We start from the raw sequence: 15,873 nt of genomic DNA, 5'->3' as shown, positions 1-15,873 counted from the left end.
GAAGCATTGATCGTCTTTTTCTCTTGAGCATTGTTGAAGATGTAGGGAGGAAAAGATGATCAGTGGAGACACAATCTTATTTGCGCTAATGGTAGTAACGGGGGTCAATATGATCCGTTATCTCACCGCTCTTCGTTCTCTTATTTACATCATGCGTGAAGCGCACCCATTGTTGTATCAACAAGTGGATGGCAATGGTTTCTTCACCACTCACGGTAACGTCACCAAACAGGTGCGTTTGTTTCACTACATTAAAAGCAAAGAGTATCACCATCACCATGATGAGATATTCACAGGTAAGTGTGAACGGGTGCGTGAGTTGTTTGTGCTATCAACCGCGTTGCTTGGTGTTACCCTACTGGCGGCCTTCATCTTGTAGGTCTTTCCAGCTAAGCCGTACTAGGCGATGCTTGGAATTTAAGCGCTTTTCCCTTTCGACATTTGTCGGTAGAATGGCGCTCTTAGAAAGCAAGGATGTGCAATAAGCACATCCTTTTTTATTGTTTTGGATTTTGGATAGAGCCTAAGAGCGACCGATGAGTAAGAAATTTGATGTTGTTGTAATTGGCGCGGGAGCCGCGGGTTTGATGTGTGCTGCAGAAGCAGGCAAGCGCGGACGCAGTGTGCTTGTGCTGGATCATGCCAAAAAGCCAGGACGTAAAATCCTTATCTCTGGTGGTGGCCGCTGCAACTTCACCAACTACGACGTATCAGCCAGCAACTACCTATGCCAAAACCCACACTTCGTAAAATCGGCGCTGTCGCAATACACCAACTGGGATTTCATCTCCATGGTCAGCAAACACGGCATCGAGTTTGAAGAGCGCGACCACGGCCAATTGTTTTGTGTCGATGCCTTTACCGCCAAAGACATCGTGAAGATGCTGCTGGCCGAGTGTGACATGCCAAACATTCAACAGCGTTACCAATGCGATGTGCACACCATTGAGAAAACCGAAGAAGGCTTTCGTCTGCACGCGGGTACTGAGCTCATTGAGTGCGAATCTTTGGTGATTGCGACCGGTGGCCTTTCCATGCCAAAACTGGGCGCGACGCCATTTGGTTACAAAGTGGCTGAGCAGTTTGGTTTGACAGTGATCCCAACCACGGCGGGACTTGTGCCATTTACGCTGCACAAAGAAGACAAAGAAGATTTTGCTGAACTGTCTGGCATTGCTGTGCCTGCGGAAATTACCGCCGAAGACGGCACCATGTTCAAAGAAGCGCTGTTGTTTACTCACCGCGGCTTATCGGGCCCTTCGGTTTTGCAAATTTCCTCTTTCTGGAAAGCGGGTCAGAAAGTTTCTATCAACTTAGTTCCTAACGAAGACATCGCTCTGCTGCTCGAGCGCAGCCTTGAGAAACATCCAAATCAATCGCTAAAGAACACCCTAGCAAAAGTGCTGCCAAAGCGTTTAGTGGAAGTGCTGATTGAACGTAAAGAGCTGATGGATAAACCTCTCAAGCAGTTCAACCCGAAAGAGCTTGCTAGCGTGGTGGAGCGTTTAGAAAACTGGTCAATCGCACCTAATGGCACTGAAGGCTACCGCACGGCGGAAGTGACTTTGGGTGGTGTAGATACCGATCACCTGTCTTCTAAAACCATGGAATGTAAAAACATCAAAGGCCTGTACTTCATCGGAGAAGTGATGGATGTGACCGGTTGGTTAGGTGGCTATAACTTCCAATGGTGCTGGTCGAGTGGCTTTGTGGCAGGTCAGTGGGTGTAATCCAGCGCTGCACGCAAAGATAGAAAGAGACGATGAAAAAGAGCACTGAATTCAATTCAGTGCTCTTTTGCTATTTGCGGTGTGCTTACTCGTCTTGATACTTTTCGAGCTTGTTGTACAGCGTTTTAACGCTGATACCCAGCTCCTGAGCCGATTCCGTTTTGTTGCCTTGATTCTCTTCAAGCGTATTGAGAATAGCGGCTTTTTCCAGCTCTTCTAACGATACGCCAGCAGGCACCATATCTTCTAATCGGGTGCCAGTTTCTAGTGGCGGCGTATCGAAAATCAGATGTTCATCTTTAATGGTATCGTCGGCGAGAATGAACGCTCGCTCGATGGTGTGTTTGAGTTCTCGAACGTTGCCAGGCCAATCGTGCATGGCGATTTTTTGGATTGCCGAGTCGAGAATCGTTTTGGTTTTGGATTCGTTAGCGTTGCGGTGCGCAATAAAGTGTTTGGCTAATCCGACGATGTCTCCGCCGCGTTCGCGTAATGGTGGGACGGTTAGCGGGAAGTGCGATAGCCTGAAAAATAGGTCTTCACGCAGAAATTGTTCTTCGATCGCGACTTTAGGATCGCGGTTGGTCGCCGCGACGATGCGGGTATTGGCGATATGGACGGTATTACTGCCCACTGGGCGGTATTCGCCAGTTTCTAGCACACGCAGCAGTTTCACTTGATGCTCGATCGGCATCTCCGTAATTTCATCCAAAAATAGCGTGCCGCCTTCGGCTTGCTTAAATACCCCTTGGTGAGTTTTGTTCGCGCCAGTAAATGCGCCTTTTTCGTGGCCAAACAGTTCGCTATCGACCAGTTCTGGGCTAATGGCACCACAGTTGATGGCAATAAAAGGTTGCTGCTTACGTTCGCTGGCGAGATGGATGGTTTGTGCCACAAGCTCTTTACCTGAGCCACTTTCACCGACAATCAATACGTTGGCTTCGGTTTTTGCGACACGGCGGATCATGCGATACAGCTGGTGCATCGGAGAAGATGAACCAACTAGCAGACCAAACTGATCCAAATCGCTGGTGGCGACTTTACGTCCTTGCTCCTGCTTGTGTTGATAATACTGGCTTACTTCGGTCAGCGTATCAGACAGGATAGTGAGGTCGACGGGTTTTCTGTAGTGAAAAATGGCACCTAGGTTCATCAGTTTATCGAGGTTCTCGTTAGGCGCGCCTGAACTGATGATGATTAAGTCCATGTCGTAAATGGCTTCGATATCGGAAAGTCGCTGGTAATCAGCGTGAGTGAAATGTGCCACTTCGACAATCGCGACATCCGGTTGAACGTCGACGAAGTGATCAATCCAATCATCGTCCGTTTCTGTGTCATACAAACGGAACTTATGTAATTCCTGACAAGAAGCGATAGCCTCTTTGAGGGCGGGGTCTTGTATTCTTAGAAACAGGCTTGGCAGTGACATAGAAATGTCCTCTTCACTATAACAGAAACAATGTACGTGTATTATTTAAGCTGTACAAGACAAAATATTGTCAAAGTCTGTTTAGAATCTGGTTGGTTATTAATATAGTGAGATCAACAGCAAACTATATATCCACATCGTTTTTCTTTCCTTATTTGTTGTGTGGGATTGTAATCCTTAGAAATTAATCTCTCTTGATGGTTTTTGCGTACAAAAATAAACGAAAGGATGAGGTGTTATTTCTTCTCTATTTATCTTTTCTTCTTCAATGATTAAAAATTACATTTCTTCTGTGTAAATTATTCACGAATGGTTTCTTTCTCATCTTAAATATAATGGCTGTTTTTAAATAAACGCTTTAAAAATAGTTACTTATAAAGTTGGCACATGCTTTGCTCTATTAGAACTGCAACGTCAATATAGGAGAATTACCATGAATAACATCGCAGCTAAAATTGTACTTACTTCAGTTCTTGCAACGTCATCTACCGCAGTATTAGCCAGTGATAAGTGGGAAAAAGAATCCATGGACGCTTGGCTAGATGGTAAAGCAGAAACCACCTTACTGCTTAACAGCAACCTGAACTCTTTTGATATCAACACTGATGTTGAAAATCAGGTGGTTACGCTGACAGGTTCGGTCAATAACGATTTGGAAAAGTCGCTGGCAGAAGAGTTGGTTTCAGGCCTTGATGGTGTGAAAAAAGTAAATAACGAGCTAACGGTAGTGAGTGAGAATAAACAAGATGCCGATTCTGATGCATTTGCTGCATTAACGGATTCAAAAATTACTACTATTGTGAAAACTCGTTTACTGATGGATACCAGCGTTAGTGGTACAGACATTGATGTCACCACAGAAAATAAAACCGTAACCTTAACCGGTAAAGTGAACTCAGATGCTGAGCACGATCTGGCATTATCGATTGCAAATAATACCAACGATGTAAATAAGGTTGTCGATAAGCTTGAAGTTGTTCAGTAATAACTAATATTGAGCTTTCACTTTAAAAAATAAGGAGACAACACCATGGTTCGTTGGATGTTTATTTTCCTTGCTTTGGCTCTCGTTTCAGCGGTGCTCGGATTTAGTGGTATTGCTGGTGCTGCCGCAGCTGTCGCGCAAGTGATATTTTATCTGTTCCTGTTGTCATTAATTGTATCAATAGTATTTGTGATACTTGGAAAGAAAAACGTAAATAGATAGGAGTTAGCATGCGAGTTACGTCATTTATTTATCGTATCGCCGCAGTATTTGGTTTGGTGTTTGCTTTAGCGGCGTGTAGTGATGAAGGGCCAATGGAAAAAGCGGGCAAAAAATTGGATGAGACTGCGGAAGAAGCGCAAAACGCCATTGAAGATGGTTGTGAAAACCTTAAAGAGAATCTGAACGCGGAAGACAAAGATTGTTAAGCGTTCACCTCATCCACCAACAGCAAAAAAGGGCGGCGTGATAACCGCCCTTTGTTTTACCAACTATTCTTAATCCGATAAGGAGTCAGAGATGAAGAATATATTCGATGTGCTAAAAGAAAGTCATGAAAAACAGCGCCTTTTGCTGGATGCACTGATGGAAACATCCGGAGATTCCCCAACTCGTCGAGAGTTTTATCGTGACCTAAAGCACGAGCTTGAGCAACATGCCGCCGCTGAAGAGCGTTACTTTTACGCACCGCTGATTGAGAGCGATAAGACGATCGATATGACACGTCACGGTATTGCTGAGCACCACGCCATCGACAAAGTAATCGCTCAGTTGGATGACACCGCGTGGAGCTCACCCGCTTGGCTTACGCACATGAAAACACTGCGCCACAAGGTACTGCACCATCTGGAAGAGGAAGAGCAACGCTTTTTCCAAATGGCAGGCAAGGTGATGTCCGATAAACAAAAACAACAGTTGGCCAATGACTATATCGAAGAGATGGCCAGCTAAGCGTTATCCCATCGCTAAGGATTAAGGAGGTCGAATGTTCATCGTCAAATATTATCTACTTGGCGCGCTGGTTGCGTTGCTCGCTGCTATCTACATACCTCAAATCGTAGTGAGTTTACTGCTGCTTTGGGTTTCGCTTTCCTTAGCGTTAGTCAGTGCGGCTTACTTGTTTGATTTCCCGTCCATTTTTAGAAAAAGCCAAGACGGAAAAATTGTCTGGTGGATTCGATGGGCATTCATTCCTTTCTTACTCGGGGCGAAAGCCTACAACGCCTGGGAGAGACGGCGCGATACTGTTCCTCCCATTCAACAAGTCAGCGAAAATCTTTACCTTTCCCGGCGCTTATTCCCGAGCGATTTGGCGTTTCTCGACTCTCACGACATTTCCTGCATTGTTGATGTTACGGCGGAGTTCGCAGGTTTAGAAAGCGCCATGACCGACAAGCAATTCAACTACCTTTCTATTCCCGTTCTGGATCATAAAGCGCCGACTTTGGAGCGTTTACGTCATGCGATGAATTGGATTGATACCCAAATCGCCTGCGGGCGCTCTGTGGTTGTGCATTGCGCACTTGGGCGTGGCCGTTCGGTGTTTGTGGTGGCGGCTTATTTACTGAGTAAAGACCCATCGCTCTCGGTGGAATCGGTGATGCAGAAAATCAACAGCGTGCGCAGTACTGCAAGGCTCAATAATCTGCAGATCAAAACTCTGCGCGCGATCAGTGAGAAAGGCGTGCTAACACTCGATGAGCCGACCTGGATGGTGGTGAACCCTGTCGCGGGCGGTGGGAAATGGCAGCAATACGAACAACATGTGATTCGTGAGTTGACCAAAAAATATCGTCTCAGCATTCGCCAAACGGACGAAACCACCAGTGCAGAAAGCCTCGCACTGCAAGCTAAACAAAGTGGTGTGAATCAGGTGATTGTCTCTGGTGGCGACGGCACGGTGACTGAAGTGGCGAGCCAATTGGTCGGCACGGACATCCAGCTCGGCATCATACCGTTGGGCACGGCGAATGCGCTGTGCCATGTGCTGTATGGCATCGGCGTGAAGTTAGCACCGGTGGAAAAAGCGTGTGAAGCCATTCTCGCAGGTCATTGCCAACGCATAGACACCGCAGAATGTAATCAGCGTTTGATTCTGTTGGTGCTGGGTATTGGCTTGGAACAGAAGATGATTGAACACGCGCATCGTGAAGAGAAAAATGCTTTTGGGCAACTGGCGTATTTAACGGGCTTTTTTAACGCTGTTATTTCCGAAGAGGTGCAAACTCTGCAAGTAACCCTCGAAGGGCAGGCGGCGAGTGAACAAGGATGGGAGAGTCAGGAGATGGACGTGCACAGCTTCGTCGTTGCAAACATCGCGCCCTTCAGTACCGTGTTAGCGCAAGGTGGCGGCGCGCCGCAGCCAGATGATGGGAAACTGCACATTACCTACCTTGATAACACTCAGTCGCTGGGTGGACGCCTAGTGGCGTTGTCGGATCTAACATTAACCAGCGTCGGTGCGCAGGATGAGTCGAATCTGTTTCAGTACGCGAGCGCAACGGGGGTAACGATTACTGCGGATAAGCCGATTGACTACGTCATCGACGGTGAGCTCTATTCTGACCGTCGTTTAGAGATCAAGATTCGTCCTCAGTCGCTTAATGTGTTTGTTCCCAGTTAACGTCGGTGAAGACGACTGCGAGTAGAGTCGAATACAAACTACAAACAACGACGCAAAAAACGTATCACTTGTGATGCGTTTTTTTATATCGAACGTCGACTAATGATGGATGCGAATAGATGCAGAAAGTAAGCAAAGCTCGTGTTGGTCGATGCGAAGAATAGACAAAGCAACAGATAGAAGGGCAAAAATAGAGAAGACAAACGAAGGAAAAAGGTGAGCAGAGCTACTCACCTTGGGGTAAATGTTTTTCCAGCTCGTCGTTTTCGACTTGTAACGCCGCCACCCAGTACGAGATCAGCGCTGTTAAGTTGGCATCATCCAACTCTCGGAGGAGCTGTTTTAACTCACTCAGTAATTGCGCATTCATAAAATGCATCTCTTTATAATTACCGAGAGTAGCAATTCCCGTTTTGTTGGCGTGTTCTGCGATAAAGTCGTCGCCATTTTGATCAAAAAATAGATCGACCATTTTTTTGATCATCACTTTTTCTATTTTAACGAACCGATAGGCTGATCGAGCAATATTCATATGTGAATGAGGATCGACAAGCGGTAAACACGTTTGGCGATGGTGCACCATTTTAATGAGTAATTCCCTTACTCGCGTATTATTCAATGTCATACTGACCTCTTTTTCAGTATTTCAGCATTATGCTTTGGTATGTGTGAATATTCATCAATGGTTCTGAATAAGAATGGCCAATAATGTTGACCATTCTTTTTAGGGTTATTTATCGATTAGCTGATCAGGCTAATATTGCTGAGTTTTTCTTTACAGCTTTTGATGTCACTGCGCACTTTGAGTAGCACGGCGTTATCTGCTTGCTCTGGCTGCGCGGTGATGACGTTTTCGATCTCTTTCAATACCTTACTTTCCACGCCTTCGAGCTGTTCCAAGTACATCGATTCTTTGTCTGACGACACTTCTTTCATGACATCACTGTACACTTCGCGTGCCTTGATGGTGTAAGACACGGGCGTGTCGTCGGCAGTTTGAGGATTCGCAATTGCATAAGGTTTCAACTCTAATGCGGCGTGTTCTCGTACATGAACCAGATCCTGCAATACATGGTTTAGCGATGTGTTGTCGATGTTATCAATCGCTTTCTTGTAAATATCATTACCGCTGTGAATAAGCTCAATGATTGAGGCGATGTTTTCATTTCTCATATCTTCTCCTTTATTTTACTGCGGTTACTTTATTGCAGTGTTTAAGCGCAACTTATATTGCGATGACTTAGCCATTAAATATGAAAAATATTTTTCATGTGGCATTTTATATCTAGCATTTTGTATGCCATGAATATTGAGTGTGAGAGATGCCAGATAATATAAGGAGTAAGCATGGTGGTGGTTATTAATTGCGCGTGATTGCTTGTGGGGAATAAGAAAAAATTACAAATAAGAATCCATTTAAAGGAAATAATTACAGGTCATTTTGCAACGATTGGAGCTATTTAAATTCTATTTCAATAAAAACAATGACTTATTAAGTTGGCACAGTAATCGCAATACCACTCACGAGGAAACGAAAAGAATTCACTTTTATCAGATTACTTCTCAGCGGAATCACAACCGTTTAATCCAAGGTAATCTCAATCAACGGAGGCTAGTTATGGCTAATACAAAAGAAAGCGCAGTTAAACCTCAAGAGCAATTTGAAGAGGCGTACCACCTTGCAGAGCAAGCCACTTCAGAAGCGGTTGGCGCCATGAAAGAACATGCCAAAGAGAAGCTGGAAGTCGGCGCAGAGAACATTCAGCAAGCGACCAAATCCGCAGAAAACGTCATTAAAGAGCGTCCGCTGTTGAGTATCGGTTGTGCATTCCTGGCAGGTTGGGCGGTCTCTAAGCTCATCAAATAAGCCTGTTCCTTACATTTCGCTCTAATCATGAAGGAAGAGTTTTATGAATGACTCCGAGCATATCATCAATGAGCGCCAAGGCTCGGCTACTGCAGACAGTAGCCGAGCCCTAAATGGGGCTAAAAATCAGGAAGTTGAACAAGCCATTAATGGGCTGCGAGCCATTTTGTCGCAGATTGACGACCTTTCGATGTCACTGCGAACGTGGTCGGGCTCGACGTTGGATTTATTTCTGCTAGAGACGAAAGTCAACGTGGCGGCTGCGCGCCAAATCGTGATGTTCAGCATCATTTTTACGCTGCTGTCGGTGCTGTTTATCTTCAGTGTGTGTTTGGCTGCGGGTGTAGTGACGTACCACTTTACCGCTCAACTACTGCTAAGTGTTGGCGTGTTTATTGTGTCGTTAGGTCTAGCGCTAGTTGGGTTGGCGTGGTGGCAGAAGCGGCTGACGCACATCCTTGGTTTCAAAAATACAACCGACCAATTGCAGGAGGGCTGGCATGCGTTCTCTAACCAAACTCGACCGAGCCATGCAGATAAAACGCATCGAGGGTAAAGCGGCTTTGGAGCAATGCTTGCTGGATAAGCAAACCCTCAAATTTACCTCGAACCGATTCTTGCAAGAAAACCCATGGACAGCGCTTGGGCTGAGCGCTTTTGCCGCGATTGCTGTTGCGAAAGCTGGGCGACTGTCTCGCGTCACGTCATCTTTCTCCTCCATCAGTTTGCTGCTCAATGGTGCGATGGATTTGAGTGGTCAGCTAGCCAAATCTTCTTCATCGTCTGCTGCATCCTCAAAAGAAGCAGGTGAAGAAGCGGCTCAACCATCCGATTTACCACCTCATCAGTAGAGGACGCGCATGAATGGAAAATTAAACCTTCCCATCAATACCGCGATTGGTGTGTCTCTGCTGGTGTTATTGCTTGTTCCTGCGCTCTACTTCGCCAAACCGGTGCTGTTACCTATGGTGATAAGTACGTTCGTAGCACTGCTGTTTAGCCCGCTGATCAATTATTTTGAAGACAAAGGCCTGCCACGCACGATAACCGTGGTGGTGACGTTGACGTTATTGGTGAGTGTTTCAATACTCGGTTTAGCGGCGATATCAGAACCCGCGAAACAATGGTGGGCTGAGTTGCCAAGCATCGTCCAAAACGTTTCGCAGGAAGTGAATGAAGTGACCAAAGCGTCGTCAGAGCACATGAATGCGCCGCTTGAGATCGCCAGTGACATGAACATTGACGAGATGGGCAACAACACGGTGTTTTCTCTGCTGAAAGCGCTCGCGACCACTACACCAACGCTGTTAACTCAGGCGATGATTGTGCTGTTTATGGTGTATTTCATGCTTAATCATGGTCGAAGTCTGTTTCGTAAATCGGTATCGCGTTTGCGTGGTTTTTCGAAACAACGTCAGGCGGTGGAGTTGGTGCAGGCTCTGCAGAAAGATCTATCGCGCTACATTGGCACCATTACTTTGGTCAATGCGGGTTTAGGCTTGTGTGTAGGGTTGGTGTTTTTTGTCCTCGGCCTTGAAGACCCATTTCTATGGGGGGCGTTTGCGGGGGTAATGAATTTCGCGCCGTATTTGGGACCAGTGATGTCGATGGTGAGCTTTGGTTTTGTCGCGTATCTGCAGTTAGATTCGGTCAGTTTTATGCTGACAGTGGTGTCGATATATCTGTTGCTGAATTTAATCGAGAGTCAGTTTGTCACCCCAACTTTGCTAGGGAGGCGGTTTAACCTCAACCCGTTAGTCATCTTTATGTGGCTGGTCTTTTGGGGTTGGTTGTGGGGCGGAATGGGGCTGTTGATTGGCGTGCCGCTGTTGGTGTGCATCAACATTTTAGCGGATCGTTTGGCGCTTTGCGGTTCGACGAACATCTAACCGCAAAGTTGCCAGTGTATTGAACGTTGTGCTTAGTTAAATAACTTTTCCGCCGCAACGGGTGGGCTGAATAAATATCCCTGACCGTAGATACAACCTTTGTCGACCAAGTAAGCCACTTGTTCTGGCGTTTCGATGCCTTCTGCCACGACTTTGAGTGAAAGCGTCGTGCCCATCGCAATGATGGCGTTAACAATGGCGTTGCTGTCGTTGTCGTTAGGCACATCACTGACAAACGAGCGGTCGATTTTCAGTTTGTTGATTGGCAAACCTTTGAGGTACGACAGCGAAGAATAGCCTGTGCCGAAGTCATCCAACGAAATCTCGATTCCGAGTTCACACAGCTGATTTAGCGATGCGATGGCCAGTTTTGGATCGATAAGCAAAAAGCTTTCGGTAATTTCCAGCTCCAAGCGATGCGCCGGGAATCCCGTTTCACGAAGGATGGTTTTGAGCTTGTTGATGAAGCGCGACTGTTGCAGTTGAAGTGCTGATACATTGACTGCAATTTTGCCAAATTGAACGCCTCTCGCCAGCCAGTCTGTCCCTTGTAAACAGGCGTCTTTGAGTACCCATTCGCCGATGTTTTGAATCAAGCCCGTCTTCTCTGCGATAGGAATAAAATCCGCAGGTGGCACTAAGCCAAATTCTGGGTGTTCCCAACGCACTAAGGCTTCCACACCAATAATTGCGTTTTGCGCGAGGTTGTATTGCGGCTGATACACCAAATGCAGTTGTTCTTTTTCTATCGCTTCATGCAGCGCAGATTGAATACGGACGTGCGATACCGATTTGTCAGTTAAATCCGGAGAGTAGAACGCGTAGCCGTTACGGCCATTTTTCTTCGCCAGATACATTGCAGTGTCGGCGTTTTTTAGCAGCGTTTCACTGTCTTGACCGTCGTTCGGGTAGAGTGCGATACCGATGCTGGTGGAGATCCGCAGCGAATCGTGATTTGCCAGATCGAACGGGCGGCGGAACACACCCAAAATCGAGCTTAACGTTTCGAGTAACGGAGAATCGCCGTCAATGTCTGGCAGTACGATGACAAATTCATCGCCACCGATGCGAGCCACATGCGCGTTCAGGTGCAAAATGTCTTGCAGGCGAACCGCCAGTTTCGACAACAGTTGATCACCGCAGAAATGGCCCATGCTGTCGTTAATGTGCTTAAAGTGGTCGATATCAAGAAACAACGTAGCAAAAGGTTGTTCCATCTCGATGTGCTGTTCCAGCAAGCTGATCAAATGGGTTCGGTTGGGCAAGTTGGTCAGCGGATCATAAAACGCCATGCGTTGCAGCTTCTCTTCGTGCGCTTTGCGCACTGAGATGTCCTCAAACACACAGATGTAGTTAATTAGGTGGTTTTTGTCATCCATTACCGCGCTAATAGTGGCTAATTGCGGGTAAATGCTGCCATCACGTTTGCGGTTGATAAACTCGCCTTTCCATTGACCTTTGGTTTCAAGCTGCTGCCAAAGTTGTTGGTAAAAAGCATCATCATGGTGCCCAGAGCGGAGGATGTTCGGGTTCTTCCCAATCACTTCTTCGGCGCTGAATCCGGTGATCTGCGAGAACGCGTTGTTGACATCAATGATGTTGGCATTGCTGTCGGTAATGACCATACCTTCTTGCGAGTTGTTGAAGATTTTCGACGCCAACGACAATTGCGTTTCCACCATCTTGCGACGGGTGATGTTGCGCGTCATGCCCAAAATGCCGATCAGGTCGCCGGCCTGATTTCGTACCGGTGATTTGATGGTTTCCAGCCAAGTTGGGTTGTTGTTTTCATCAATTTGGCGACACTCTTCAACGATGTTCTGTGTGCCAGTAGCGACCACTAATCGGTCGGCATCAATGAATTTTTCCGCGCGCTCGGCGCTGAAAAGGTCAAAGTCGTTCTTCCCGACAATGTCATCGTTAGACTTTTTCCACGCCTGTTCCACGCTGCGGTTAGTCATGGCGTACAGACCATCGGTGGTTTTGATCCAGATGTGGTCATCCAGACAATCGATGAATTCTTGCAGTGTTGGTAGTGGCTTGTTGGCGTGTGAGTGATGACGTTTGAGCTCTTGATGATAATGTTGACTAACATCAAAACTGATGCGGCCTGCCAGTGCGCTCAGCCACGCAGAAACGGTTTGCTTTTGCTGCGTTGAGTGCGTCAACGTCACAACGGCAAACAGCTCCTCATTCGGTAGCCATACTGGGCAAAGGCTCAGGTTTTCATCATCAAATTGTGAGCAAACTACGTCAAAGTGCGGCGCGGAAAATTGCGCGCAGTTTTGCTCAATCATCGCCACGATGGCGCGGTGATTTTGTGGCGAGGTGGATACCTCACTGGATAGCCATTGTTTGGTGTAGCTCAGGGTATAAAGTTGTCCCTGAGCTTGAGTGGCATCACAGCATTGCTGCAGAGCGTGTTGCCAGTCAGTCATCAACGGTGAAGGAATAGCGAAGCGAAACATAATTAGTAAAGTATCCTGAAGTGCCCACAAATATTTATAGGAATGTCGCCGTGTTAGGCGGCTGGGCTTTGGTTATATCGTATCCAACGCTTGAACAATTCCAAGCGACTGAAGGCACTTTCGATCAATAAAATGTTAGCGAGCTCTCTTTTTTATCCAACTCGTTTCATTTCTCCGTTTTCATATTGTCTTAAGTTTTTCGTGTATGGCCAACTATTGCGATGCGTTCGCCGCCTTGGTTTTTTTACTCCAAGTCACCTGTTGGATGACCAAACCACTGATGATTAAGACAAGTCCAATCAGCGTCGATGGGTGGATTTTTTCACCAATAATGGTGGCCAACAACATCAACGAGATAAATGGCGAAGCAAATATCAGGTTGCTGATGCGCGCCGTGTTTTGGGTTAGCTTCAAGGCGCTCAACCACAGCACAAACGTCACTCCCATCTCAAACAATCCGACGTATGTCACCGCCGCCCAGCCTTTGATGGAGATAGATTGCCAGCTTGCGCCTTCGTACCAACTCAATGCGATAGTGAATGGGATGGCAACCAAAAAGCCCAGCAAAACACCAATCACCGGATCGGCTTTGTTTTTGGTGTTGAGAATCCAGTAACCCGCCCAAAGTAACGTCGACAGCAGTGCCAAGCCAACGCCAAGCGGACTCTCAAACTGCATGCCAAGCACATTGCCTTGCGTTGCAATCACGATCACGCCGAGGTAACTGAATCCACACGCTATCCAATCTTTGCCACGAATCTTCTGCCCCAAAAACACCGCTGCCATCAGGGTGAGCGTAATGGCCCAGCTGTAGTTGATGGCCTGCGCTTGAGAAGCGGGCAGCAAATCGTACGCTTTAAATAGGATCAAGTAATACGCCAACGGGTTGATCAAACCAAGCAGCAAGTAGTACCAAGGATTAGAGAGAAAAGTAGCACTTAGCTGGTTTAATTTACCTTGCACACCGCACACAATCGTAAGCGCGATGGCAGAAACCATACTGGCGATACACAGCATTTGGATCGGCGTAAATTCCGCTAATGTCAGTTTAAATGCGGTTGCAACCGTTGACCAAAGTAATACTGCTGAGAGCCCAAATCCTAGGGCACGACGCTCGTTCATGATGCCTCTGTGTGATGATGTGCCGCTCTTTGCTGAAAGAGTGAGCGGGAGTGGGTATGTTGTACGGAGTGCCTAGTGTATGCGAGGATTTTTCATCCAACAAACTGGACATTTATCCAGTGTCTAAATACCATTGATAAAGATATAAAACATAGGCTAACTCGCTATTATGCAATGGATTCTTGAGCATCAATCTCTCATTCTTTCTTCTCTTTTTGCCGCGACAGCGAGCGGTGTCGCCGTGGGTTGGTGGGTAAAGCAGCGCTTTATTACCCAGACTCAACTACTCGAACAGCAGTTGGTGTCAGAAAAACAGCTTCACCAACAACAGCTTGAACAAGTAAAGCAAAGCCTTGCCGATGCGCAGCAAGAGTTGGATGAACTCGACAACGAGCGCGATAAAGCGGCCTTTGAAGTGCGCCAATCGCACGGCAAGTTGATGGCGGCCATAGAGAAATTGCGTTACTTCGAAGCCGTCAAACAAGAACGTCAGCAGTATTTTGATGAGCTGGGCCAAATGCGCGAACAAAAATCCCGTTTGGAAACGCAGCTTCGTGAGCAGCAGGCGCGCCACGAACAAATGAATCAGGCTAATGCGGAAAAACTGCAAATTTTAGAGCAGGCCGAAGTGCGTCTGAAACAACAGTTTGAGCACCTTGCCAATCAACTGTTTGAAGAGAAAACCGCGAAAGTCGATTTGCAAAACCGTCAAAGTTTAGAAGGGTTGTTGTCACCGTTAAAAGAGCAGTTAGAAGGTTTCAAAAAGCAAGTCAACGACAGCTTTAGCCAAGAAGCTAAAGAGCGTCATACGCTGGTGCATGAGCTGAAAAATCTGCAACGCCTCAATGAACAAATGACTCGAGAAGCCGTGAACCTGACCCAAGCGCTCAAAGGCGATAACAAACAGCAAGGTAACTGGGGTGAAGTGGTGTTGGCGCGCGTTTTAGCCGAATCGGGACTGCGCGAAGGGCACGAGTACGAAACGCAAGTGAACCTACAGAGCGAAGCGGGCAAGCGTTACCAACCGGATGTGATTGTGCATTTGCCACAAAACAAGCAAGTGGTGGTCGATTCGAAAATGGCATTGGTGGCGTACGAGCGCTACTTCAATGCCGAAACGGATGCTGAACGCGACCGCGCGTTAAGTGCCCACCTCACCGCACTGCGTGCGCACATCAAAGGTTTGAGCATGAAGGATTACCACAAGCTCAAAGGCATCCAAAGTCTCGATTATGTGCTGATGTTTATTCCGGTAGAGCCGGCGTTCCAAGTGGCGATTCAAGCTGATCCAAGCTTGATCAAAGACGCGATGGAGCAAAACATCATCTTGGTTAGCCCAACCACGTTGCTGGTGGCACTGCGCACCATCGACAATTTATGGCGCAACGAACGTCAGAATGAAAACGCCAAACTGATCGCCCAGCGCGCCACCAAACTGTACGACAAGCTGCGTTTATTCATCGATGACATGGAAGGGTTGGGCGGCGCATTAGACCGAGCGAACCAAACCTATCAAGGCGCTATGAACAAGCTGGCAACAGGCCGTGGCAACGTGATTCGTCAAGCAGAAAGCTTTAGACAGTTGGGGGTTGAAATCAAACGACCGATTTCTTCTGACCTTGCGCAGTTGGCGCAAAGTGATGCATTTTCAGAAAATGAATCACCAAATGAATCGTTAGTAGAAAGACATCCGGCTGAGGATAAAGTAAACTAATCGCCCGCAGTACAGAGGGCGACTTTCATTGTCAGCAAACGCCCTG

17 protein-coding genes are annotated in these 15,873 nt (G+C 47.0%); 12 read left to right on the top strand and 5 right to left on the bottom strand.

The features are described 5' to 3' along the window. Nucleotides 1-55: 55 nt before the first annotated feature. Together uspB and ACF8CV_RS22140 are read left to right on the top strand one after the other, a co-directional pair. Nucleotides 56-379 carry a universal stress protein UspB gene (gene uspB, locus ACF8CV_RS22145; protein ID WP_005394407.1) on the top strand — a complete coding sequence of 108 codons (324 nt, stop codon included), beginning with the start codon at nucleotides 56-58 and terminating at the stop codon, nucleotides 377-379. Between the two features lie 157 nt (nucleotides 380-536). Then, nucleotides 537-1,730: an NAD(P)/FAD-dependent oxidoreductase gene (locus ACF8CV_RS22140; RefSeq protein WP_208871006.1), complete on the top strand. Its 1,194-nt coding sequence runs from the start codon at nucleotides 537-539 to the stop codon at nucleotides 1,728-1,730. Nucleotides 1,731-1,815: 85 nt separating this feature from the next. Here ACF8CV_RS22140 and ACF8CV_RS22135 read toward each other — a convergent pair whose 3' ends face one another. Further along, on the bottom strand, nucleotides 1,816-3,159 hold the full coding sequence (locus tag ACF8CV_RS22135; protein ID WP_005478617.1) for a sigma-54-dependent Fis family transcriptional regulator: 1,344 nt from the start codon (nucleotides 3,157-3,159) through the stop codon (nucleotides 1,816-1,818). 433 nt (nucleotides 3,160-3,592) lie between these two features. Here ACF8CV_RS22135 and ACF8CV_RS22130 point away from each other — a divergent pair, with 433 nt between their 5' ends. From ACF8CV_RS22130 to ACF8CV_RS22110, 5 genes are all read left to right on the top strand, one after another. Further along, nucleotides 3,593-4,144, top strand: a complete 552-nt coding sequence (locus tag ACF8CV_RS22130) for a BON domain-containing protein (RefSeq protein ID WP_005496656.1) — start codon at nucleotides 3,593-3,595, stop codon at nucleotides 4,142-4,144. Nucleotides 4,145-4,189: 45 nt separating this feature from the next. Next, the gene (locus tag ACF8CV_RS22125; RefSeq protein WP_005478615.1) at nucleotides 4,190-4,366 is read left to right on the top strand and encodes a DUF1328 family protein; all 177 of its coding nucleotides are present in this window, start codon (nucleotides 4,190-4,192) and stop codon (nucleotides 4,364-4,366) included. Nucleotides 4,367-4,374: 8 nt separating this feature from the next. After that, nucleotides 4,375-4,572, top strand: coding sequence for a hypothetical protein (locus ACF8CV_RS22120; RefSeq protein ID WP_005466987.1), 198 nt, complete (start codon nucleotides 4,375-4,377; stop codon nucleotides 4,570-4,572). A gap of 91 nt (nucleotides 4,573-4,663) precedes the next feature. After that, nucleotides 4,664-5,095 (top strand): hemerythrin domain-containing protein, encoded by a 432-nt coding sequence (locus ACF8CV_RS22115; RefSeq protein ID WP_005466989.1) that lies wholly within the window; start codon nucleotides 4,664-4,666, stop codon nucleotides 5,093-5,095. A 34-nt stretch (nucleotides 5,096-5,129) separates the two neighbouring features. Next, on the top strand, nucleotides 5,130-6,767 hold the full coding sequence (locus tag ACF8CV_RS22110) for a diacylglycerol kinase family protein (RefSeq protein WP_138938323.1): 1,638 nt from the start codon (nucleotides 5,130-5,132) through the stop codon (nucleotides 6,765-6,767). A gap of 226 nt (nucleotides 6,768-6,993) precedes the next feature. Here the strand turns inward: ACF8CV_RS22110 and ACF8CV_RS22105 are convergent, their stop codons facing one another. After that, entirely contained in the window at nucleotides 6,994-7,392 is a 399-nt protein-coding gene (locus tag ACF8CV_RS22105; protein ID WP_025607703.1) for a hypothetical protein, read from the bottom strand. Nucleotides 7,393-7,508: 116 nt separating this feature from the next. Next, on the bottom strand, nucleotides 7,509-7,940 hold the full coding sequence (locus ACF8CV_RS22100; protein WP_005466482.1) for a PA2169 family four-helix-bundle protein: 432 nt from the start codon (nucleotides 7,938-7,940) through the stop codon (nucleotides 7,509-7,511). A gap of 445 nt (nucleotides 7,941-8,385) precedes the next feature. On the opposite strand from ACF8CV_RS22100, the gene ACF8CV_RS22095 reads away from it, so the two are divergent. The 4 genes from ACF8CV_RS22095 to ACF8CV_RS22080 are packed head-to-tail and all read left to right on the top strand — an operon-like array spanning nucleotide 8,386 to nucleotide 10,523. Further along, nucleotides 8,386-8,634 (top strand): hypothetical protein, encoded by a 249-nt coding sequence (locus ACF8CV_RS22095; protein WP_005466481.1) that lies wholly within the window; start codon nucleotides 8,386-8,388, stop codon nucleotides 8,632-8,634. Nucleotides 8,635-8,677: 43 nt separating this feature from the next. Next, the gene (locus tag ACF8CV_RS22090; protein ID WP_138938324.1) at nucleotides 8,678-9,190 is read left to right on the top strand and encodes a phage holin family protein; all 513 of its coding nucleotides are present in this window, start codon (nucleotides 8,678-8,680) and stop codon (nucleotides 9,188-9,190) included. Beyond that, the gene (locus tag ACF8CV_RS22085) at nucleotides 9,135-9,485 is read left to right on the top strand and encodes a hypothetical protein (RefSeq protein WP_080260410.1); all 351 of its coding nucleotides are present in this window, start codon (nucleotides 9,135-9,137) and stop codon (nucleotides 9,483-9,485) included. The genes ACF8CV_RS22090 and ACF8CV_RS22085 overlap by 56 nt, the downstream gene beginning before the upstream one ends. Nucleotides 9,486-9,494: 9 nt before the next feature. Then, nucleotides 9,495-10,523, top strand: a complete 1,029-nt coding sequence (locus tag ACF8CV_RS22080; RefSeq protein ID WP_138938325.1) for an AI-2E family transporter — start codon at nucleotides 9,495-9,497, stop codon at nucleotides 10,521-10,523. A 32-nt stretch (nucleotides 10,524-10,555) separates the two neighbouring features. Here ACF8CV_RS22080 and ACF8CV_RS22075 read toward each other — a convergent pair whose 3' ends face one another. Both ACF8CV_RS22075 and ACF8CV_RS22070 read right to left on the bottom strand, forming a co-directional pair. Beyond that, the gene (locus ACF8CV_RS22075) at nucleotides 10,556-12,991 is read right to left on the bottom strand and encodes an EAL domain-containing protein (RefSeq protein ID WP_005478689.1); all 2,436 of its coding nucleotides are present in this window, start codon (nucleotides 12,989-12,991) and stop codon (nucleotides 10,556-10,558) included. 213 nt (nucleotides 12,992-13,204) lie between these two features. Next, on the bottom strand, nucleotides 13,205-14,113 hold the full coding sequence (locus ACF8CV_RS22070; RefSeq protein ID WP_069485182.1) for a DMT family transporter: 909 nt from the start codon (nucleotides 14,111-14,113) through the stop codon (nucleotides 13,205-13,207). A gap of 169 nt (nucleotides 14,114-14,282) precedes the next feature. Between ACF8CV_RS22070 and rmuC the strand changes: the two genes are divergently transcribed. Next, the gene (rmuC, locus tag ACF8CV_RS22065) at nucleotides 14,283-15,827 is read left to right on the top strand and encodes a DNA recombination protein RmuC (RefSeq protein WP_138938326.1); all 1,545 of its coding nucleotides are present in this window, start codon (nucleotides 14,283-14,285) and stop codon (nucleotides 15,825-15,827) included. Nucleotides 15,828-15,873 lie beyond the last annotated feature (46 nt).

Source organism: Vibrio sp. zbq_1, assembly GCF_043102935.1.
GTDB classification, from domain to species: Bacteria; Pseudomonadota; Gammaproteobacteria; order Enterobacterales; family Vibrionaceae; genus Vibrio; species Vibrio parahaemolyticus.
The sequence above is the reverse complement of the archived record's forward strand: the minus strand, read 5'-3'. Positions and strand labels throughout refer to the sequence as shown.

Excerpts from the sequence above, each read along its gene's own strand:
- uspB (WP_005394407.1), top strand. The coding sequence starts at position 56 with ATGATCAGTGGAGACACAATCTTATTTGCGCTAATGGTAGTAACGGGG.
- ACF8CV_RS22140 (WP_208871006.1), top strand. The coding sequence starts at position 537 with ATGAGTAAGAAATTTGATGTTGTTGTAATTGGCGCGGGAGCCGCGGGT.
- ACF8CV_RS22135 (WP_005478617.1), bottom strand. The coding sequence starts at position 3,159 with ATGTCACTGCCAAGCCTGTTTCTAAGAATACAAGACCCCGCCCTCAAA.
- ACF8CV_RS22130 (WP_005496656.1), top strand. The coding sequence starts at position 3,593 with ATGAATAACATCGCAGCTAAAATTGTACTTACTTCAGTTCTTGCAACG.
- ACF8CV_RS22125 (WP_005478615.1), top strand. The coding sequence starts at position 4,190 with ATGGTTCGTTGGATGTTTATTTTCCTTGCTTTGGCTCTCGTTTCAGCG.
- ACF8CV_RS22120 (WP_005466987.1), top strand. The coding sequence starts at position 4,375 with ATGCGAGTTACGTCATTTATTTATCGTATCGCCGCAGTATTTGGTTTG.
- ACF8CV_RS22115 (WP_005466989.1), top strand. The coding sequence starts at position 4,664 with ATGAAGAATATATTCGATGTGCTAAAAGAAAGTCATGAAAAACAGCGC.
- ACF8CV_RS22110 (WP_138938323.1), top strand. The coding sequence starts at position 5,130 with ATGTTCATCGTCAAATATTATCTACTTGGCGCGCTGGTTGCGTTGCTC.
- ACF8CV_RS22105 (WP_025607703.1), bottom strand. The coding sequence starts at position 7,392 with ATGACATTGAATAATACGCGAGTAAGGGAATTACTCATTAAAATGGTG.
- ACF8CV_RS22100 (WP_005466482.1), bottom strand. The coding sequence starts at position 7,940 with ATGAGAAATGAAAACATCGCCTCAATCATTGAGCTTATTCACAGCGGT.
- ACF8CV_RS22095 (WP_005466481.1), top strand. The coding sequence starts at position 8,386 with ATGGCTAATACAAAAGAAAGCGCAGTTAAACCTCAAGAGCAATTTGAA.
- ACF8CV_RS22090 (WP_138938324.1), top strand. The coding sequence starts at position 8,678 with ATGAATGACTCCGAGCATATCATCAATGAGCGCCAAGGCTCGGCTACT.
- ACF8CV_RS22085 (WP_080260410.1), top strand. The coding sequence starts at position 9,135 with ATGCGTTCTCTAACCAAACTCGACCGAGCCATGCAGATAAAACGCATC.
- ACF8CV_RS22080 (WP_138938325.1), top strand. The coding sequence starts at position 9,495 with ATGAATGGAAAATTAAACCTTCCCATCAATACCGCGATTGGTGTGTCT.
- ACF8CV_RS22075 (WP_005478689.1), bottom strand. The coding sequence starts at position 12,991 with ATGTTTCGCTTCGCTATTCCTTCACCGTTGATGACTGACTGGCAACAC.
- ACF8CV_RS22070 (WP_069485182.1), bottom strand. The coding sequence starts at position 14,113 with ATGAACGAGCGTCGTGCCCTAGGATTTGGGCTCTCAGCAGTATTACTT.
- rmuC (WP_138938326.1), top strand. The coding sequence starts at position 14,283 with ATGCAATGGATTCTTGAGCATCAATCTCTCATTCTTTCTTCTCTTTTT.